Raw genomic sequence first — 23,187 nt, 5'->3', positions numbered from 1 at the left:
TACGAGGGGGACTATTCATGAAAAAGTATGGTGTTATGGTAGGCAAATTGCTTTTATATATTGCGGTTTACTTTGTGATCCTGCAGGCTTCTGCGGCATTGTGGAAATTCGTCTTGATGCCGCTTCATCCTTGGTTTGTCGAGAACAGGCTGGCCCTGATCGTCCTCAATGACCTGGTGGCGATTGGCGTATTTTACCTGATGTTCCGTTATGGGTTCAAAAGCAATCTCTTTGAAGAGGTCAAGTTTACCAAAATGGAAAAGCGGCCGCTCTATTTATCCATCTTTGTCGGGCTGATGGCAGGGGTCTTCACCGCGTTCTTCGCCCAGCTGCCTTCGATCCAATCTGATCAGTATCAGTTCCATGCATTGTTCAAGGCGCTCAATGAAACCAACTGGTATGTGTTCTTGGGGTTTGTGCTGGTCGGCAATACGTTTAAAGAATTGCTGTTCCGTGGCTTGCTCTTTAATGAAGTGCGAAAAGGCTTCCCGCTGGTGGCGTCGCTCTTGTTGCAGGGATTTTTGTACGGGGCGCTGTTCTTCTATCTGAATCCGCCGTTGACACTTTTCGGGGCGGCAGGGGCGATTGTGTTTGCCTTGGTGTATGTGTGGTTTGACTCGATTTGGGCTCCGATTGTGGCACAGATTTTCTGTCAGGGGATTCAGTATGTGTTCTGGAATGTACCGATTGCAAGCAACAGCATGACAGTATTGACCAGCGGGATGGTAGTCTCGGCGGTATTGCTCGTGGTAGGTCTCTATTATTCGTATAAAATCCGCACAGACCTGGCGGCACAAGAGAATCTGGGGGCTCCGGAGCGGGGGATTTCTGCATGAAGACCTTCAAAATAGTCGGTGCAGCCATCGGGTATTTGCTGGTGTATCTGCTGGTGATGACGGTGACGACGCTTTTGATCAGGGCCTTGGTGCATGATCCGGCGATGAAGCAGTTCATCCGGGACAATATGGTCGTGGTGCTGTTGCTGGCGAATTGTCTGGCTTTGCTTGTCTATAGTGTGCTGTTTCGTTTGCGCGGGCAGAATCTGTTTACGTTTACGGGTTTTGTGAAGACAGACAGGCAGACGGTGATGCTGGTGATTCCGGCTGGACTGTCGCTTGGGGTAAGTATTTTTGCGGTTGCTCATTTGAATGCGGTCAGCGCGAATTTTCCCGGTATCGTGCAGCTGACGGAGACGGTGGGAAATGGGGGCAATCTGCTGCTGATGATCTTGGGAAGCGTCTTGATGGGATCGCTCTTGGAGGAGATTCTGTTCCGTGGGATTCTGCTTCAGACCTTTCACAAACGGTTTTCACTGGCTGTCTCCATCGGATTGCAGGCGCTCCTGTTCGGGCTGATGCTGATGAATCTGCCATTGGTGCTGTTCGCGGCACTGGGGGCTGTGGTCTATGGTCTCGTCCGGGTCTGGGGCGCTTCGATGTGGGCCTCGCTCATCACGCATATGGTCAGTACGACTACCTTGATCGTCCTGTATCAGGTGCAGGGTGGATCGCTTAGTCAGACGGTCATCGGGTCGCTTCTCGCCGTCGGTGTGATTCTGCTGTCTGCTTGCCTGTGGACATTAAACCGCCATGCAAAGAGGGGATCTTATGCTGAATCTCAATTTAATGGATCATAATTTTAATGAAGAAACACATACAGAAACGGTCCAGATCGAAGAGACCTCCACGCAAGACATCGCCATCATCGGGTTAGCAGCCCGCTTGCCTGCCTCGTCTGATTTACATGAGTTTTGGTCGAAGCTGTGCGAGGGCAGGGATTTTGTCAAAGAATTTCCCGCTGCCCGCAAGGCTGATCTCGCTTCTTATATGAAGAAATTGAATTGGAATCCATCGAGAGTCACCTTTTATGAGGGGGCGTACCTCGATGAGATCGACAAGTTCGACCATGCCTTTTTCCGGCTGTCGCCTAATGAAGCAAGCTATATGAGTCCGAACCAGCGGCTGTTTCTAGAGACGGCATGGCAGGCGATGGAGGATGCGGGATACAGCAGCGCAAGGCTTGCGGGGAGCAGGACGGGAGTGTATCTCGGGTATAACGGGGATGCTGTCCACGATTATAAGCGGCTGATCGAGATGCTCGACCCTGAGGCTATGTCGCTTGCGGCTCCGGGCAATGTCAGCTCGATGATCGCCGGACGGATCGCGTATCTGCTGGATCTGAAGGGACCGAGTCTGTGCATCGATACAGCCTGCTCCTCATCTCTGGTGGCTGTGCATATGGCAAGTCAGGCACTGCGCAGAGGCGAATGCGATATGATGCTGGTCGGCAGTGTGAAGATCAATCTCCTGCCAGCAGATCAGGGCATCCGCATCGGGATTGAGTCCAGCGATTGCCGGGCCAAGACCTTTGACGACGCCGCAGACGGTACGGGGATCGGTGACGGTGTCGTAGCACTGCTGCTCAAGCCGCTGGATAAAGCCCTGCAAGACCGGGATCACATCCATGCCGTGCTAAAAGGCAGCGCGGTCAATCAAGATGGCAGCTCCGCCGGGATCACCGCCCCCAATGCACTGGCACAGGAAGATGTGATCGTCCGCGCGTGGGAAGATGCGGGAATCGACCCGACAACGGTCAGCTATATCGAGGCACATGGCACAGGGACAGCGCTGGGTGATCCGATCGAGCTGGACGGGATTACGCGGGCGTTCCGCAGATATACCGGGCAAAACCAGTTTTGTGCGATCTCCTCGCTGAAAACCAATATCGGCCATCTCGATCACGCAGCTGGAATCGCTGGTCTGCTCAAAGCGGTGCTCTGTCTGAAGCACAGCATGCTGCCGCCGACCGTTCATTTTCAGAACCCTAACAGCAACATTGATTTTCTCCAGTCGCCTGTATACGTCAACAACGAGCTGGCGTATTGGGAAGCGGAGGGGGGACCGAGACGGTGCGGGGTCAGTGCGTTTGGGATGAGCGGGACGAATTGTCATGTGGTGCTGGAAGAAGCGCCGGAAGTGGAAAAAGAATGGACAACGGTGCAGGGTGCGGAACTGGCAATGGAGCTGGAAAAGCCGCTCCACTGGTTCAGTCTTTCCGCGAAAACTGAGCTGTCGCTCTGGAATATGGTGGAGAAGTATAAGCAATTTGTTGAGCTGGACTCTACGTGGAGTCTCGCAGACCTGTGCTATACGGCGCATACCGGACGGGAGCATTTCGGTTACCGGCTGGCCTTGATCGCTGGAAGTGAAGAGGAGTTCGTGAAGAAGATACGCGGCCTGGATCTGGAACGGCTGAAGCAGGGTGGGCTGGAGGATGTGTATTACAGCCATGCTGTGGAGCAGAAGCAGACGGGTGGTGCGGAGGAACGGACACAGACGGGAGATGTGCTACGGGATCGCCAACACGGGGACGAGGAGGAGCTTGTAAGTGACCTCGAATCCGTCCGCGCCTTCTGTATCCGTTATGTCCAAGGCGAACAGTTGGATTGGCATGGATTGTATCGCGGTCAGCAGAGATGGCGGGTACCGCTGCCGACGTATGCTTTTGAACGGAAAAGATGTTGGATTGAGGATCGGACAGGGGATGGATATGGCATCACCAGCATGATGGAGAATACAGGTTCCACCGATGCCTGCTTCCATGCCGTAGATACCGCCAGATTATCCAAACCTCAACGCCATCAAGTCACCTTGACCGGAGAATCCACCCGCGAGTATACCACTGTTGAACTGGCTGTCGCTCAGATCTGGGGCGAAGTTCTGGGCTACACCGAAATCGGGCTGCATCAGAATTACTACGAGCTGGGCGGGGACTCGATCATTGCACTGAAGATCATCAACCGAATCAACGACCAGTTCAACACGTCTGTGGAGATTGCCGATGTTCTGCGCTATCCGACCATCGAGGGGCTGGCTGTTTATCTGGATCACGTAAGCAACACACCAAAAAGCGCTTACGCTGATTCACTGGAAACGCCACAGGCAGACATGCACGCTACAGCCATTGTACCAGCACCGCCGAATGCCTATTACCCTATCACGTCAGCACAGCGCAGACTGTATATCATGCATCAGGTCGATCCACAGAACACCAGCTATCACCTGCCTGAGATGCTGCATCTGACAGGGCAAGTCGATGTGGAGCGGCTGGAACAGGTGTTTTGCCAGTTGATCGACAGACACGAGATTCTGCGTACCTCTTTTGACGTGATCGATGGTGAGATTGTCCAGATCGTGCATGAGAATATCGATTTTCAGATCAATTGCATTCAGACGGCCGATGATGAGCTACAAGAGATGATCCAACAGTTCGTCAAGCCGTTCGATCTGACGAAACCTCCGTTGATCCGTGTCACACTGCTCTCCCAACAAGAGCACAAGCATCTGCTTCTCATCGACCTGCATCATATTGTGTTCGATGGGACCTCCAGCGGGATTATTCTCAGTGAAATGATGGCGCTGTATGAAGGCAAGGAATTGTCGCCATTGCCGGTTCAATATAAAGATTTTGCCGTCTGGATCCATAGCCAATTAGTGGCGGGCGGATTGGACAGGCAAAAAGCGTTCTGGCTCCAGCAGTTAGCCGGTGAATTGCCGGTGCTGCAGCTGCCGACCGATTACCCGAGACCGCTGGTGAAGAGCTACGAGGGTGCGACGTTTGAAGTGACGATTGATGCGGATTTGGCGAAAAAGCTGAATCAGCTGGCACGGCAAAGCAACAGCACGCTTTTCACGGTGCTGCTTGCGGGCTACAACATTTTGCTCGCCAAGTATTCCGGGCAGGAAGATATCATCGTGGGTACGCCGATTGCCGGACGGACGAATAAAGTGTTGGAATCAATCGCGGGGATGTTCGTCAATACGTTGGCACTGCGCAATTATCCGCAGGCGGATAAGAGCTTCGGGCAATTTTTACAGGAAGTCAGGGAGAATACGTACCAGTCGTTCCACTGTCAGGATTATCCGTTTGAAGAGCTGGTGACCTTGTTGGATGCAGGGGATAAGGGGCGCAATCCGTTGTTTGACACCATGTTCATCATGCAGAACATGGAGATCCCGCCGCTTACTCTGGGTGAGGTGACATGTATTCACCAGCGGTACGAGCACGGGACAGCCAAGTTTGATCTAATGATCCAGGCACTGGAGCAGGATGGACAGATTCGGTTGGTTGTCGAGTATGCAACGAAGCTGTTCCACGCAGGCACGGTCGAGAAGATGATGCGTCATTACCTGCAGATCTTAGCTGAGGTTGCCAAGAATCCGGAGCAGGAGCTGTCACAGATTGAGATGCTATCTAATGAAGAAAGACGTCAGCTGACCGTTGATTTTAACGTCAGAGTGGCCGATTTCGGAGATGCGACGACGATTACCGAGCAGTTCGAGCTGCAGGCAATCAGGTATCCTGATCAGGTTGCCGTCCGCTATCGTGGTGACAGCATGACGTACCGTGAGCTGAATGAAAAAGCGAGCCAACTGGCAAAACAGCTGCGGAAGAAGGGCGTGCAGACGGGCAGTCTCGTCGGGATCATGATGGAGCGCTCCATAGAAATGATGATCGGGATGCTTGCGATTCTCAAAGCAGGCGGCGCGTATGTACCGATTGACCCGGCGCATCCACAGGAGCGGATTTTGTATATGCTGACCGACAGCGGGGCGCAGATCGTGCTGACGGCCGGGACTGGCTTGGAGCAGATCGGATTCGCGGGAGAGTGGATGGATCTAACCGATGAGCGGGTGTATCTCGATGGCCTCAGTGAAGATGGACAGGTGGACAGAGATGGAGATTTAGACGGAACCGAGGCTGGGAAGTGCTCCCATCCCGAACGGAGTTCTTCTCCAGACCAGCTGATGTATGTCATCTACACCTCTGGCTCGACCGGTCAGCCTAAAGGCGTTATGGTTCCACACAAGGCTTTTTATAATTTTGCCTATTCCATGCACGCGCATTACCGGGGGGAGATCGGGCCGCGTGACCGCTTCCTGAGCCTGACCAACATCTCGTTTGATGTCAGCGTGTGTGAGCTGTTCGTACCGCTGATGTTCGGTGCGACATTGGTTCTGTTCCCATCGCCGATGGTACTGGATTGTGCGGAATTGGCTGGGGTGATCGTCGACGAGTCGGTTACATTTGCCTATATCCCGCCGACGATTCTCAAAGAGGTGTGCGAGGCGATTCGGGCTACAGGAAGACCTGTTGCACTGGATAAAATGCTGGTGGGCGTCGAGCCGATCAAAGATGAGACCTTGGAGCAGTTCGTCCGGCTCAATCCAGCGATACAGATCGTCAATGGCTACGGCCCGACGGAAACCACGATCTGCTCTAACATGTATGTCTATCAACCGGGATCAGCCAAGGGGCAGAATGTGCCGATAGGAAAGCCATTGCATCATAACCGCGTGTATATTCTGGACAAAGGCAATCAGCCTGTGCCTGTCGGCGTGGCTGGCGAGCTGTGTGTCGCAGGGGCTGGGCTTGCGGATGGATATTGGAAGAAGCCTGAACTGACCCGAGAAAAATTCGTCCCCGATCCGTTCGTTGCAGGTGAGAGGATGTACCGCACAGGTGATATGGCGAAGTGGCTGCCGGATGGCAATGTCGTGTTCCTTGGACGGGTGGATCATCAGGTCAAGATCAGGGGATATCGGATTGAACTGGGTGAGATTGAGACACAGCTGCTGGCGTATCAGGGGGTATCTGAGGCGCTGGTGATTGCCCATGAGAGCGCTGATTCCAGTGAATCCGCCCAACAGCCGAACCGCAGAAAAGACCTGGTCGCCTACTACGTAGCTGACCACTCATGCAGTATTTCTGAACTCCGTAAATTCCTACTGCAAAAGCTGCCGGAGTACATGATCCCTGCCTTCTTTATCCAACTCGACGAGATGCCGCTCACACTCAACGGCAAAATCGACCGCAAAGCACTGCCCGCACCGTCTGCCGACCTGCTTCACCGTACCGAATATGTCGCACCACGTAACGAGATGGAGCAGCTGCTGGCGCAGATCTGGCAAGAGGTGCTGGGGATTCGGGAGATTGGGATACAGGATCATTTTTACGAGCTGGGCGGTGACTCGATCAAGGCATTGCAGATCCTGTTCAAGCTTCAGGCACAGGGGTACACACTGCAGGTGCGCGACCTACTGCAGCACGCGACAATCGAGGCGGTTGCTCCGCTCATTTCGGTGAAGCAGAGCGTGACAGATCAGTCTCCGGTGGTAGGGGAGCAGCTGCTGACACCGATTCAGACGTGGTTTTTTGAGCAGAGATTCACCGATGCACATCACTGGAATCAGGCGGTTATGCTGCATCATCCACAAGGCTATGAGGAGCAGCTGCTCCGTGAGGCTTTTCAGAAAATCGTGGAGCATCATGATGTATTCCGTCTTGCTTTTCACTCAGAGGATGGCAACGTCATGGCGCATTATCGGGAAGAGCAGGGGGAACTGTTTACCCTGCAGGTGATCGAGATATCCGATGAAGCCGATGAACAGAGCGTGATCGAACGGGAAGCCAACCGCGTACAGAGCAGTCTTGATCTGGAGAATGGGCCGACGATCCGGCTGGCGCTCTTCAAGACAAGCCATGGGGATCATCTGCTGATCGTGATTCATCATCTGGTGGTGGATGCGGTGTCGTGGCGGATCCTGTTCGAGGATTTCGTGACAGCTTACACACAAGCGGCCAACCACTTGCCGATTGAACTGCCGATCAAGACCGACTCGTACCAGACATGGGCGAAGCAGCTGCACGAGTATGCCAACAGCCGTGCTATGCAAAAAGAGCGGGCCTACTGGCAAGAAATCGAGCAGACACCAATCAAGCCGCTGCCTAACGATAGTGAGTACAACCCGACTGATCAAAAGCAAGGGGCAAGCGAATCACTCTCCATCCAGCTGAGCCAAGAGGAAACGAGCGAATTGCTGACCCGTGTTCACTATGCCTATAACACTGAGATCAATGACATCCTGCTGACGGCGCTGGCCATGACCATGCGCAATTGGACAGAGGAGGAGCGGATCGTCGTACAGCTGGAAGGACACGGACGCGAAGAGATCCTGCCGAATGTCAACATCTATCGCACGATTGGTTGGTTTACCTGCCAGTATCCGGTTGTGCTGCAAGCCAAGGAAGGCGAAGACACCGCGAGACTGATCAAGGGGATCAAAGAACAGCTGAAAAAGATACCGAACAAGGGTGTCGGATACGGAATTTTGAAGCATGTGACGGCAAAAGAAACGGCTCGTGTCGAAGCAGGCAGTCTGGCGGTCCAGCAACAGGGGACAGAATCGAATGAAGATTTCGGCCTCGGCCAAAACGAGTTCAAGCCACAGCTTAGCTTCAACTACCTCGGTCAGTTCGATGCCGACATCCAGACCGACCTGTTCACCATCTCGCCATATGGCTCAGGCCAAGCGATGAGCCCGAATGGGGAGAGATGGTGTGAGCTGGAATGGAATGGACTGATCCGCGACGGGCGTCTGCTGATGCAGATATCGTACCATCGGGGGGCCTTCCACCGCGAGACGATCGAGTCGCTGCTCACAAGCTATCAAGCCAATCTCCAGCACGTGATCAACCACTGTCTGGGACAAGAGGAAAAAGAAAGCACCCCAAGCGATTTTGGTGAAGACGAGATGAGCATGGAGGAGCTGGATGAACTGATGGATTTACTGGGGGATTTATCATGACGATGACCAAAATCAAGACCAAACTGTTCTGCCTTCCCTATGCGGGCGGATCAGCAGCCGTGCTGTACGGCAAATGGAGCCGGATGGAGTTCGACGATCTGGAGGTGATTCCTCTGGAGCTGTCCGGACATGGGAAAAGGGTGGAGGAGCCGCTTTATACGGAGATGCACAGTATGATAGAAGACTTGGCAGCGAAAATGGTAGAGATCATCTCTAGCGCAGGCTCGGATTCTAGTGATGACTCTCCTGCTGACAGTGGTCCGACTCATACTCTGCCCTACGCCATTTTCGGTCACAGCATGGGCGCCCTGCTCTCCTACGAGCTGGCCCATCATCTCCAAGCACAAGGACATCCCCTTCCGAGACATCTGTTCTGCTCGGGAGGGATGCCTCCTCATGTTCAACTTGACTCTACGATTCATCTGTTACCCGAGCGGAAGTTCAAAAAAGTCGCCAAAAGCCTGCTGCCACCCTCCTTTTTCTTTAGCAGTGAGCTGCAAGACTTGTATCTTCCTATGCTGAAGGCCGATGTGCAGCTCATGGAGACCTATCAGCATGAGCGTACCGAACCTATGCTGGATTGTGATATTACCGTGTTGTATGGCACTGACGATAAAGGGGTAGCACCGGAGATACGGAACTGGAAGCAATATACCACGCAGAGATACCAAGATCATGCTTTTCCGGGAGGGCATTTCTTCGTTCATGATTATCCTGAGGAAATCTTGCAAGTAATCAGAGAAGCGTTGAGGTGAGCCTATGTCCAAACCATCTTCCAAACCATCCAATGTACAAAAAATCTACCCACTCTCTCCCATGCAGGAGGGGATGCTGTTCCATGTGTTGCTGGAACCGACATCTGCTGCCTATCTGACCCAGACCGAGATGCGTGTCCGTGGGGCCATCGACGCCGATCTGATGGAGCAGAGCCTGAACAAGCTGATCGAGCGGCATGAGATCCTGCGTACGGTCTTTGTCTATCAGCAGATCCAGCACCTCAGACAAGTCGTGCTCAAAGAGCGAAAAGGCAACATCCTGTTCGAAAACATCACACACCTGCCCCAAGACGAACAGGAAGCCTACCTTGCGAACTATAAGCAGCAGGACCGTCAGAAGGGCTTTGATCTGGCAAAAGATATCCTGTTCCGCATGAGCATTCTACAGACAGGGGAACAAACCTATCGAATCCTCATCAGCTATCATCACATCATCATGGACGGCTGGTGTCAGGGCATCCTGTTCTATGAACTGTTGCAGATCTATGCGGCACGATTGGGCAAGCAGACTCTTCAGCTGGAGCCGTCTGTGCCGTACAGCCATTATATTGATTATCTGAAAAAGCAGGATAAAGAGGAGGCGCTCGACTTCTGGCGTCACCAACTGAGTGACTACAGCCAGCAGGCGACCCTTCCGCAAAAGAAAAAATCGTCCGCCCCAACCGAGTATCACCAGCAAAAACACACCTTCACCCTCGACCAGCAGATGACTAAGCACCTCAATGAGCTGGCCATCCGATGTCAAGCCACACTCAACACACTGATGCAAGCGATCTGGGCCACGATCCTAACAACCTACAGCAACACCCACGATGTCGTGTTCGGTTCGGTCGTATCAGGCCGCACACCAGAAGTAGCGGGAATCGAAAAAATGATCGGTCTCACCATCAACACGATCCCCGTGCGAATCCAGAGCCAGCATCCGCAAACCTTCCAAGAGCTGGTCACCTCCCTGCAAAAGCAGGCATTCGAATCGGAGCCGTACCATTACGTTCCGTTGTATGATATCCAGTCCCAAACCGAGCTTAAGCAAGGCTTGTTCAACCATCTGTTCGTGTTCGAGAACTACCCGATGGATGTCAATTGGTTCCAGCAGGCAGGGGCGGTCGGTTTTACGATTGAAGATGCGGACGTTGGAGAGCAGACCAACTATGATTTTAACCTGATCATCGTGCCGGGTGAGCAGATGAGCATCACCTTCAATTACAATGCGCTTGCATATGAGGAAGAGCTTGTGACCCAAATCGAGCAGCATCTGCTCCGAGTGATCTCGGCTGTCACCGCGCACCCAGGTATCGGTCTGCACGAGATCGAGATGATCACCCAAAGTGAAAAAGAGCAGATCCTGCTTGATTTTAATCATACAAAAGCGGAGTACCCACGGGAGAAAACCATTCCAGAGCTGTTCGCCGAGCAGGCGGAGCGCGTCCCCGATGAGATAGCGGTGATTTTTCAATCCGAGCAGCTGACCTACCGTGAGCTGGACAAGCGCTCCAACCAACTGGCACATGTACTGCGGGCAAAAGGCGTGACCCGTGATGCGCTCGTCGCAATCATGATGGAACGCTCCCTCGATATGGTCGTCGCCATGCTGGCTGTGGTCAAAGCGGGCGGGGCGTATGTGCCAATCGACCCGGCCTATCCTGCTGACCGGATGGCGTATATGCTAGAGGACTGTCAGGCGAGATGGATTCTGAGCCAGCAACACCTCGTCGGGTACCTGCAGGAGCCACAGGTCGTTGAGCATTCGGCAAAAGCAGAGATGATTTTGCTGGATGAAGCGAATCATGATCAGGATTACGCAGACAGTCTCACCTTCATCAACCAACCAAACGACCTCGCCTACGTCATCTATACCTCCGGCTCCACAGGCCGTCCCAAAGGCGTCATGGCCGAGCACCGAGGCGCGGTGAGGCTGGTCAAGAATACGAACTATGTGGACTTTTCGCAGGAACGCTGTATTTTGCAGACAGGCTCAATCGTGTTCGATGCCTGCACCTTCGAGATCTGGGGAGCGCTCCTAAACGGGCTATCTGTGGTGCTGGTTCCTGAACATGTGATGCTGGATGCGGTACAGGTGAAGGAAACCATCGAGCGCCATCAGGTGTCTGTCATGTTCATCACCACGGCCCTATTCGCCCAACTCGCCCAGCAGAATCCTGAGACCTTCGCGGGGCTTCGTACGTTGCTTGTCGGCGGTGAGGTTCTGGTCAAGCAGCAGATCGAGCAGGTCCAGCAAAACTGCCCGTCCCTTCATTTACATAACATTTATGGCCCAACGGAAAACACGACGTTCTCCACCTATTTTGCGATGGACGCCGATGTGACCGACCCGATCCCGATTGGCCGGCCGATTCAGCATTCCACGGCATATATCGTCGACCGTCATATGAGGCTGCTCCCGGTAGGCGTGGCAGGTGAGCTGTGTGTCGGCGGTGACGGTCTGGCCCGCGGGTATCTGAACAACCAGCAGCTGACCGAGGACAAATTCGTACCCAATCCATTTGTTCCGGGTGAGCGGATGTACCGTACCGGTGACCTGGCGCGCTGGCGCAAGGATGGAGCGATTGAATTCCTCGGACGGATCGATCAGCAGGTCAAAGTCCGCGGGTACCGCATCGAGCCGGGAGAGATCGAGGCCCAGCTGCTCAGTCATGATGCGATTCACGAAGTACTGGTCATCCCTAAGCAAGATGCATCCAATCAGACCTACCTCTGTGCCTATCTCGTATCCGACCACACCTGGACATTAGCCGAGCTACGGGCATGGGTGGGCAGTGCACTGCCGGACTACATGATCCCAGCCGCATTCGTCCAGCTCGAAGCGATGCCGCTCAATATCAACGGCAAAATCGACCGCAAAGCATTGCCGGAACCAACAGGACATATGCAGAGCGGGACGGAGTATACCGCACCGCGAACCGAACTGGAGAAGCAGCTGGCAGCGATCTGGAGCGAACTGCTCGGAGTGGAACAAGTCGGCCTGCACGATGATTTCTTCGCACTGGGCGGGCATTCGTTAAAAGCGACACAGCTCGTCTCCCGCATCCAGAAGCAATTCGAAGTGGTGTATCCACTGCGCGATGTCTTCACAGCGTCGACCTTGGAAGAGATGGCTTCGCGGATCATGAAGCTGGATTCCAGCCAATATGTGACCATCGAGCGCGCCTGGCGTGATACATACCCAGTCACCCCAGCCCAAAAGCGCGTGTTCGTCATGCAACAGTTAGAACCCGATTCCATCCATTACAACATCCCGGCCCTTTTGCAGATCGAAGGGAATCTGGACAAAGAACGGCTCCAGGGCGCCATTCAGTCGTTGGTGAAGAGACACGACGCGTTCCGTACCTATTTTGAAAAGATCAACGACGAATGGATGCAGCGGGTGTTGCCTGAGGCGGAAGCACTCGTTCCCCTGATCGAGAGGAAAGCAGATCAACAAGGGGGCAAAGATGTCGAGCAGCTCGTACGCGGTTTCATCCGACCATTTGACCTGAGCCAAGCACCGCTCATCCGCGTCGGACTGATTGAGAGAAGCGAGACAAGCCATCTGCTGATCGTCGATATGCACCACATCATCTCGGACGGCACATCGCTCAACACCTTTACCCGTGAATTGATCCAGCTGTATCAAGGCGCTGAGCTCCCAGAGCTTCGCCTGCAATACACCGATTATGCGGTCTGGCTTGAAAGCTGGTTACAGTCAGAAGCCTACCAGAAGCAGGAGTCTTACTGGCTGCAACAATTTCATGAAGAGACACCTGTGCTGGAACTGCCGACCGACTACACCAGGTCCCTGATCCAGCAATTCGACGGGGATCTGCTCGAATTCGAGCTGGACGAGGCACAGACCAAAGCTCTGCACCAATTATCTGCGGAGCACGGTGTCACGCTCTACATGACCTTGCTGACTGCGTATTATCTCTTGTTGCACAAATATTCTGGACAGGAAGATATCATCGTCGGCACTCCGGTCGCAGGCCGCAATCATGCCGACATCCAGCAGATGATTGGAATGTTCGTCAATACACTGGCACTCAGGAGCTACCCGGACAAGGAGAAACGTTTCTCCACATATGTACAGGAAGTCAAAGAGATGGTCATCCGCTCGATGGAGCATCAGGATTACCCGCTGGAGGAACTGCTGCAAAAGCTCAACGTCAAGCGTGATGTGAGCCGCAATCCACTGTTTGACGTGTTGTTCATCCTGCAAAACATGGATCAAGACGCAGTCGAGATGTCCGACGTCACGCTAACACCGTATTCCTTCAACCCCAAAGTGGCCAAATTCGATCTCACTCTGGCCGCTGTCGAGCGCGAGGGGAAGCTCTTTTTCCAGCTGGAATACAGTACACACCTGTTTACTCTTGAGAGCATGCAACGGATGGTGGGGCATTTTGTCCAGATCGTCCAAGAGATCAGCCGTAATCCACAAGCGCGTCTGCGGGAGATCAACATGGTAACCGAGCAGGAAAAGGAGCTGCTGCTCACCCGGTTCAATGACACCAAAGGGCCTTATCCGCGTGACCTGACCATCACGGAGCTGTTTGCCGAACAGGTGGAGCGGACGCCAGATGAGGTCGCGGTCGTATACGGAGAAGAGGTGCTGACCTATCGTCAACTGGATGAGCGATCCAACCGACTGGCACGTCTCCTGCGCCGAAAAGGGGTACAGCGAGATACAAGCGTCGCTCTGCTGGTGGAACGATCAACCGAGATGGTCATCGGGATGCTCGCAACGATGAAAGCAGGCGGGGCCTACATGCCGATTGATCCGACATACCCGGCCGACCGCATCCAGTACATGCTTGATGACAGCCGACCACCGATTCTGCTCAGCCAAAAAGCGGTCATGGATGAGCTCCGAGCCGCCGATGTGATCTCCGGCCAGCTTGACGCGGAAGTTCTTTTGCTGGATGATCCGAGCCTCTACGAAGAATCTGCGAAGCGCCTGCCGTGCATCAATACCGCGACCGACCTAGCCAATATCATCTACACCTCTGGCTCAACCGGCCGTCCAAAAGGCGTCATGGTAGAACACCGGGGCGTTGTGCGTCTGATCAAGAACACGAACTATCTCGATCTGGAGCAGGAAAAGAGCGTGCTGCAGACGTGTGCCATCGTCTTTGATGTCTGCACGTTCGAGGTGTGGGGCGCGCTGTTGAATGGCCTGAAGCTGGTACTCGTCCCTGACCATGTGATCATGGATGCCGAGCTTTTGCAAGAGAAGATCGATGAGCACGACATCTCTACGATGTGGCTGACGACACCGCTGTTTAACCAGCTGTCACTGCAAAACATCGACCTCTTCACCAACCTCAAGACCCTGATGGTAGGCGGGGATGCGGTATCACGGCCACACATGGAGCGGGTGAAGAAGAAGTTCCCGTCACTTCGCCTGATCAACGGCTACGGCCCGACGGAAAATACCGTCTTTTCCACCACCTATGAGATCGAAGAGCCTGTAGCCGATCCGATCCCAATCGGCCGACCAATCAAGCAGTCGACTGCCTATGTGCTGGACGAGAGTTTGAATCTCTTGCCAATCGGGCTGGTCGGGGAGCTGTGTGTTGGCGGAGACGGGCTTGCCAGAGGCTATCTGAATAAAGCAGAGCTGACCGCAGAGAAATTCATTGCTCATCCGTTCATCCCAGGTGAACGAATCTACCGCACGGGTGACCTGGCCCGCCTGCTTCCAGATGGGAATATCGAATATCTGGGCCGTATGGACAATCAGGTCAAAATCCGTGGCTACCGCATCGAGCTGGGCGAGATCGAAGCACAGCTGCTCAAACACGAGACCATTCATGAGGTTGTCGTCATGGCTAAGCGGGATGAGCAGAACCAGACCTATCTGTGCGTCTATCTGGTTTCAGATGACACATGGACACTTCCACAGCTGCGCCATCATATGGCACAGACCTTGCCGGAATACATGCTGCCATCCGCTTTTGTCCAAGTGGATAAAATGCCGCTGACCCCTAACGGCAAGATCAACCGCAAAGCACTCCCGGAACCAACCGGAATTATGCAAAGCGGCGTGGAATACGAAGCCCCGGTCAACCACACCGAGCATGTATTGGCGACAATCTGGAGTGAGCTGTTAGCCGTAGAAAGGGTGGGCCGACACGATCATTTCTTCGATCTCGGCGGCCATTCGTTAAAAGCGATCCAACTCGTGGCCCAAATCCACAAGCAGCTCGACGTACAATTCCCGTTGCGTGATGTGTTCGTGAAGCCGACCCTGCGCGAAATGGCAGAGCGGATCGGATCACTCGGCTCGCATCGCTACCAGATGATTGAGCCAGTAAGCGAGAGAGAGGTCTATCCGGTATCTCCGGCACAGAAGCGCATGTATGTGATGCAGGAGCTGACCCCGGCATCGATTTCGTACAACATCCCGTTCGTCTTAACCATCCAAGGCGGGCTGGATACGGACAGGCTCCAGAGCGCCGTCCAGATGATGGTGGAGCGGCATGAGGGCTTCCGTACCTCGTTTGAGATGGTGGAGGAGACGCTGATGCAGCGGATTCATCCGCAGGTGGAGCTTTCTATTGAAGTGAAACAGGCAGGGGAGCATGAGCTGGAAGCGGTGGTGAAGGACTTCATCCGTCCGTTCGACCTGACACAGGCTCCGTTGATCCGAGTCGGTCTGGTTGAAGTGACTGGGGACACGGACAAGACTACGGAAGAGGGCAACCTCACGGAAAATGCCACAGCAGACCAGAAGCACCTGCTGTTGATCGACATGCACCACATCATCTCCGACGGGACTTCCATCGCTGTCTTTACCGAGGAGCTGATCGGGTTCTATGCGGGGAAAGCAGGGGAAACTCAGCCACCACTGCGGATTCAATACAAGGATTATGCAGCATGGCTGGAGGGCTGGGTGCAGAGCGAAGCTTATCAAAAGCAGGAGCAGTACTGGCTGCAGGCTTTTGATTACGAGCTTCCCGTCCTGCAGCTCCCGACGGATTATCCAAGACCTGCTGTCAGAAGCTTCGAAGGCGACAGGGTCGGGCTTACTCTCGACGAGGAGTTGACGGCTGCGATCCGTACTTTTGCCAAAGAAACCGATACGACGGTCTACATGGTGCTGCTTGCGGCGTACAACGTATTGCTCAGTAAATACAGCGGACAGGATGATATCGTGGTCGGCACACCGGTCGCAGGCCGCAGTCATCCAGATGTGGAGCGCTTGATCGGGATGTTCATTAACACCCTGCCGCTTCGCAACCGACCGACGGGGCAAAAATCACTGCGGGAATTCGTGCAAGAAGTACGGGAGAATGCAATACAGGCTTTTGAGCATCAGGATTATCCGTTGGAGGAGCTGATCGAGAAGCTGGGGGTCGACCGCGATCTGAGCCGCAACCCGCTGTTTGACACGATGTTTGCCATGCCGAATATGGAGCGTGCAGTGGTTCAACAGGACGGCCTGACGTTTAGCCCATTTGAATACGAGTATCGGGTGAGCAAGTTCGACCTGACGTTTGAAGCGATGGAAGAGGGTGAGCAGATTGCGCTGGGCATCGAGTATGCGACGAAGCTGTTCAAGCCGGATACGATCTACAGGATGGCAGAGCATTATCAGCAGATTCTGCGGCAGATGACAGCTCGTCCAGAGCAGTCCATCGCGGACACGCAGATCATCACCGAAGCGGAGGGGCAGATGCTGCTCCACGATTGGAACCAGACGGCACGTGAGTATCCACGGGATAAGACGATCCACCAGCTGTTTGCAGAACAGGCGGCGAGGACACCAGAGCGGGTGGCCGTGATTCTGGGCGAGGAGCAGTACACCTACCGCGAGCTTGACGAGCGCTCCAGCCAGATGGCGCAGGCGCTTTGTGACAGAGGTGTCGCTCGTGACCAACTCGTGGCACTGATGGTCGAGAAGTCACTCGATATGGTCGTCGGCATGCTGGCGATCTTGAAGGCGGGCGGGGCCTATGTGCCGATCGATCCGGATTACCCAGTGGATAGGATCGCCTATCTGCTGGAAGACAGCCAAGCCAAATGGATGCTGTGTCATCAAGCTACGGCGGCAAGGCTGGAGGAGACGGCGCTGTCAGAGCTGACCGCAAGACTTGATGTGTTGTTGCTGGATGATCCGCAGTGTTCTAGCAAACACGCGAGCGTGGAGCATGCTGGAGTCTCGGAGGAAGCTGGACATGCCCAGCATACCAGCCCAACCCCAGCCTCCCCACAAGATCTTGCCTACGTCATCTACACCTCCGGCTCAACCGGGCGTCCAAAAGGCGTCATGGTCGAACACCGCAATGTGGTACGTCTTGTCCAGAATACCAACTACGTCGATTTTTCCACCGAAAAAGCCATTCTTCAGACAGGCGCAACCGTCTTTGACGCCACCACCTTTGAAGTCTGGGGTGCTCTGCTCAACGGTCTGCAGGTTGTACTGGTCCCGACCGACATCATGCTGGATGCCCATCAATTGCAACAGCTTATCGAGAAACATGGGATTACGGTGATGTTCTTGACCACGGCACTCTTTTACTCCTTGTCTCAGCAGCAGGAAGAGATGTTCGCCGGATTGAGTACGCTACTCGTCGGCGGGGAAGCGATGCTGTCCCAGCATGTTGAACAAGTCCGAGCCAAATTCCCGTCCTTACGCCTGGTCAACATCTATGGCCCAACGGAAAATACGACCTTCTCCACCTACTACGATCTCGACGGGGCTTTGGCTGATCCGGTGCCGATCGGTAAGCCGATTGCCAACACGACCGCCTACGTCATGGATGCCGGACAGAAGCTTTTGCCGGTCGGCATCACAGGTGAGCTGCATCTGGGTGGAGACGGTGTCGCCAGAGGCTATCTCAATAACACCGATCTGACCCGCGAAAAATTCGTCGACCATCCATATGCACCAGGAGAGCGGCTGTATCGCACAGGGGATTTGGCCCGCATGCTACCAGACGGAAACATCGAATATGTGGGACGGATCGATCATCAGGTCAAAATCCGTGGGTACCGCATCGAGCTTGGCGAGATCGAGGCACAGCTGCTCGCACACGACTCGATCACAGAAGCGGTCGTACTTGCGAAGCAGGACGAGACGGGGACACACATCCTGTGCGCCTATCTCGTATCGGACCGCAGCTGGAGCCTGTCAGAGCTTCGTGCATATCTGGCTATTAGCTTGCCGGAGTACATGCTTCCTGCCGCTCTCGTGCAGCTGGAGCAGATCCCACTGACTACCAATGGAAAAGTAGACCGCAAAGCCTTACCGGAACCAAGCGGGCAGCTGCACAGCGGAGTCGAATACGCCGCACCAGAGGGCGACGTGGAAGCACAGCTTGCTGAGCTGTGGAGCGGACTTTTGGGTGTGGAGCGTGTCGGGCGTAATGACCACTTCTTCGATCTCGGAGGCCACTCGTTAAGAGCGATGCAGCTGGTCACCCGCATCCAAAAGCATTTTCAAGTGGAATATTCCCTGCGAGATGTGTTTGCACAGCCTATGTTACAGGGGATGGCAAAACAGATCCGTGCGCAGGAAACCCGCCAATATACAAGCATTGAACCAGTGGACGTACAAGACGTCTACCCCGTATCACCCGCACAGCGGCGGATGTACTTCATGCAGCAGATCGAACCGACCGCCGTCCATTACAATATCCCAGCCGTTCTGCTGATCGAGGGAGTAGTGGATACAGAGCAATTCCGCACCGCTGTAGGGCAAATGATCGAGCGGCACGAGGTGTTCCGTACCTCTTTTGAGATGAATGGCGACGTGCTGATGCAGCGGGTTCATCCAGTGGCGGAGTTGCCGTTTACCGTGTTGGATGCACGGGAGCAGGGGGGCAAGCTGGAGCAGACCGTACAGGATTTCATCCGTCCGTTTGATCTGAGTAAGGCTCCGCTCATACGGATCGCACTGGTTGTCCTGGATGCGGGGCGCTACGCGCTGCTGGTGGATATGCATCACATCATTTCTGACGGGACATCAATGAGCACCTTTACCCAAGAGCTGATCCGTCTGTATGAGGGGGAAGAGTTGCCGTCCCTGCGGATTCACTATAAAGATTTTGCTGTCTGGCATAAAGCGTGGGTGCAGTCTGAGGCGTATGAGAAGCAGGAGCGATACTGGCTGGAGACTTTTGGTGGCTCTGAATCTGCCAAGGACCTGCCTGTCCTGCAACTGCCGACCGATCATCCAAGGCCAGCGGTACAGAGCTTCGAAGGCAGCCGCCTCACTACAGATATCTCTGCCGGATTGACACAGGCCATTCGCCATTTTGCCAAAGAACATGACACGACCCTGTTCACCGTGATGCTTACGGCTTACAACATTCTGCTTGGCAAATACAGCGGTCAAGAGGACATCATCGTCGGGACATCGACAGCAGGCCGAAGCCATGCGGATGTGCAGGGGCTGATTGGGATGTTTATCAATTCGCTCGCGCTCCGCAATCAACCACAGGGACACAAGACCGTGGAGCAGTTCATCCGGGAGGTACGGGATTGCACCCTATCGGCCTTCGAGCATCAAGATTATCCGCTGGAGGAGCTGATCCAAAAGCTTGAGCTTCGCCGCGACATGAGCCGCAATCCGCTGTTTGACACTATGTTCATCCTGCAAAATATGGAGCGTGCTTCGATTAAGAGGGACAGCCTGATTTTCACTCCATATGAATATGAGCACCGGGTCAGCAAGTTTGACCTGACCTTCCAGGCGACAGAGGACGACGAACAGGTCGCGCTGGAGATCGAATACAGTACGGCACTGTTTGAGGAAGCGACGATTCAGCGGATGGCGGGGGATTATGTGGAGATTATGAGCCAGATGATCAGCCGCCCAGAGCAGACCCTGTCCGCTATCGAAGTGGCAGTGGAGCAGGTGGGAACCGCAGCGAAAAGTGGGGTCTTTGACGGGGACTCGGCCGCAGCTGCCTTCTGGAAAAAAGAGTTGGAGGAGTACAAACGTCTGCAACTGCCAGTAGATAAAGCAATACAGGGGATGGAAACGTCCACAAACACCACGGTGAGCCACTCGTATGATACAGACCTGCTGTCAGCGTTGGAGGAGTGGGCGGGCCAAAACGGTATGACCATTCGTTCTGCCTGCTTCGCCGCTTATCTGAGTGCGCTGCGGATGTTCGTCTATGAGGATGAGGACCTGTTGGCGGGTCTGCGGCTTGGGGAGATTGGGGCGAATGAGTATGGGCGTCCAGATGACCTGTCCGAAGATGGAACTGAGTTATGCGGAAGCCGACTCTACACGTTACCTGTCCGAGTGAAGCATCAAAAAGGGACAACATGGCGCGAGTGGGTAGAGACCGTGCATCGGAAAGTAGTGGACGTGGAGACATTCGGATGCTTGCCGCTGCGGGAGATCGTGGCATTGTTCGACCATAGTGAACATCTTGAAAAGGATGGTCAAGCCCTCGGCAACCAAGGAAAAGCGGTTGTACCCGAACTTGAACCGGCGAGTGTAGACAATCCGTTCTTTGACACCCTGTTCGATTTCAGTGACACCCGAATTCTAGAATCTGCCGAGCGAGGGCACCTCATCCACCAACAGCGCAAACACCACGACGAGCACACCCACACCATGTTCAACGTGCACATCCATACCGACACCGAATCATTCGGCATCCATATCCAAGCCGACACCCGCTTGACCCATCTGTCCCATCGCTTCATCCACTACTTCGGACGCAGTCTCCAGCTGATCCTCCAAGACCCAGACCGTCCGATCGACAAGCAACAGCTGATGACCGAGACTGAGCTTCACCAGCTGCTCGTGGAATACAACCAGACGCAAGCCAGCATGACAAGAGACAAAACCATCTCCCAGCTCTTCGAACAGCAGGTACAACTCACGCCTGATCAGACCGCACTGGTTTTCGAAGACGAAGAGCTGACCTACGCAGAGTTGAATGAAGAAGCCAATCAACTGGCCCGCATCTTACAGCAAAAAGGCGTACAGCCTAATACGCTCGTCGCCCTGATGGCAGAACGCTCAGTGGAGATGGTGGTAAGCATCCTTGCGATTCTCAAAGCAGGAGGTGCGTACCTGCCGATTGACCCTGAATATCCAGCCGAGCGGATTCTCTACATGCTCGACAACAGCAAGGCAAGCTGGCTGCTTACCCAAAGAGAGGTCGCCATGGGCAAATTGCTGGAGCTGGCGAAGCAGGAGGTGGAGCTTGCGGCAGAGGTGATCCTGCTTGACGATCTGATCCTGCATGAGGAGGAGACCGACGACCTGCCATGCACCAGCACGCCGGATGATCTCGCCTACGTCATCTACACCTCAGGCTCGACAGGCCGGCCAAAAGGAGTCATGGTGGAGCACCGGGGGATCGCCAACCTGCAAGCCTTTTTCCAACAGCAATGGGGAGTGTCTTCCCAAGATCGGATCGTTCAGTTCGCCAGCTCGTCTTTTGACGCGTCTGTCTGGGAGACCTTCATGGCGCTGCTGACGGGTGCGACGCTTTATCTGATCTCCAGAGAGACGATCCATGACTACCGCCGTTTTGGAGCATACATGGAAGAGAACGGCATCACCATCGCGACATTGCCACCGACCTATGCCATCTATCTGCAGCCAGAGCAGGCACCATCCCTGCGCAGGCTGATCACGGCGGGGTCAGAGGCGACACAAGACCTGGTGAACCTATGGGGACCGCATGTCGTGTACACCAATGCCTACGGGCCGACCGAATCGACCGTCTGCGCCACCTATTGGGAAGCTGGGGGAGGAGCAGGAGTCGGGGCCTCGTCTAAGACCACGTCCGAGACTGAGTCCGCGTCCAAAATCGAGATCGCGTCTGAGTCCGAGTCTGTCGCTTCAACCCAGCCACTTCTCATGAAAAACACCGTTCCGATCGGCAAACCAATTACCAACACCCAGATCTATATCGTTAATGCCGACCTCCAGCCCCAGCCTGCCGGAGTACCCGGTGAGCTGTGCATCGCAGGGATCGGATTGGCACGCGGTTACCTCAACAATACCGAGATGACCCATGACAAATTCGTCCCGAACCCGTTTGTAACAGGAGAGAAAATGTACCGCACCGGCGACCTCGCGATGTGGCTCCCTGATGGTCAGATCGAGTTCCTCGGACGTATCGACAATCAGGTCAAAATCCGGGGCTACCGCATCGAGCCAGGCGAGATCGAAGCCGTACTGCTGGCACATGAAGACATCAGCGAAGCAGTCATCGTGCCTCATCAGGATGCACAAGGTACACAGCATCTGTGTGCCTACTATGTCAGCACCAGCGCGACAGACTTGACGGTACCTGATCTTCGTGCACATGTAGGCGGTCAGTTGCCAGCATACATGATCCCGTCTTATTTCATCCGAGTGCCGCAGATGCCACTGACCACCAGCGGCAAAATCGACCGCAAAGCCCTGCCACAGCCAGACGGAGCTATCAAAACAGGCCGTACCTTTGTTATGGCAAGCAATGAAATAGAAGAAAAGCTGGTACAACTCTGGCAGGAGCTGCTGGGAGTCGAATCTGTCGGTACCGAAGACGACTTCTTCGAGCTTGGCGGCAACTCGATGCTGCTACTCACCCTGCAATCCCGCATCCGGCTTGTCTTCCAAGAGGAGATCCCACTCAAGACCTTCCTCACGAGAACAACGGTACAAGCACAGGCCAACATGATTCAGGAAAAACTCAGCAGTACCTCGTTAACTTGATCCATTTGCTTGGAAAAGTGATCGCATAAAGAGCAGGAGGGGCTTCGCAGGACCAGACAGGCGAATCGGCCAACATCAACGACGACCA

At 54.3% G+C, this 23,187-nt stretch carries 5 protein-coding genes; all 5 read left to right on the top strand.

The window, feature by feature from the left end:
- The first annotated feature begins 17 nt into the window (after positions 1-17).
- Genes FGI41_RS03090 through FGI41_RS03070 form a run of 5 tightly spaced genes read left to right on the top strand, consistent with a single transcriptional unit; the run spans position 18 to position 23,099 of the window.
- Positions 18-836, top strand: coding sequence for a CPBP family intramembrane glutamic endopeptidase (locus FGI41_RS03090; protein ID WP_139488497.1), 819 nt, complete (start codon positions 18-20; stop codon positions 834-836).
- On the top strand, positions 833-1,636 hold the full coding sequence (locus tag FGI41_RS03085) for a CPBP family intramembrane glutamic endopeptidase (RefSeq protein ID WP_139488496.1): 804 nt from the start codon (positions 833-835) through the stop codon (positions 1,634-1,636). Before FGI41_RS03090 ends, FGI41_RS03085 begins: the two co-directional genes overlap by 4 nt.
- The gene (locus FGI41_RS03080; protein ID WP_176560100.1) at positions 1,608-8,648 is read left to right on the top strand and encodes a non-ribosomal peptide synthetase; all 7,041 of its coding nucleotides are present in this window, start codon (positions 1,608-1,610) and stop codon (positions 8,646-8,648) included. The genes FGI41_RS03085 and FGI41_RS03080 overlap by 29 nt, the downstream gene beginning before the upstream one ends.
- A complete protein-coding gene (locus FGI41_RS03075; RefSeq protein ID WP_139488494.1) occupies positions 8,645-9,403 on the top strand; it encodes a thioesterase II family protein in 759 nt (252 codons plus the stop codon). The genes FGI41_RS03080 and FGI41_RS03075 overlap by 4 nt, the downstream gene beginning before the upstream one ends.
- A 4-nt stretch (positions 9,404-9,407) precedes the next feature.
- Positions 9,408-23,099, top strand: coding sequence for a non-ribosomal peptide synthetase (locus tag FGI41_RS03070; protein WP_139488493.1), 13,692 nt, complete (start codon positions 9,408-9,410; stop codon positions 23,097-23,099).
- Positions 23,100-23,187: the final 88 nt, after the last annotated feature.

Source organism: Brevibacillus dissolubilis, from assembly GCF_006170445.1.
GTDB lineage: Bacteria > Bacillota > Bacilli > Brevibacillales > Brevibacillaceae > Brevibacillus_B > Brevibacillus_B dissolubilis.
The sequence above is the reverse complement of the archived record's forward strand: the minus strand, read 5'-3'. Positions and strand labels throughout refer to the sequence as shown.

Coding starts and splice junctions, on each gene's coding strand:
- FGI41_RS03075 (WP_139488494.1), top strand. CDS start 8,645: ATGACGATGACCAAAATCAAGACCAAACTGTTCTGCCTTCCCTATGCG.
- FGI41_RS03085 (WP_139488496.1), top strand. CDS start 833: ATGAAGACCTTCAAAATAGTCGGTGCAGCCATCGGGTATTTGCTGGTG.
- FGI41_RS03080 (WP_176560100.1), top strand. CDS start 1,608: ATGCTGAATCTCAATTTAATGGATCATAATTTTAATGAAGAAACACAT.
- FGI41_RS03070 (WP_139488493.1), top strand. CDS start 9,408: ATGTCCAAACCATCTTCCAAACCATCCAATGTACAAAAAATCTACCCA.
- FGI41_RS03090 (WP_139488497.1), top strand. CDS start 18: ATGAAAAAGTATGGTGTTATGGTAGGCAAATTGCTTTTATATATTGCG.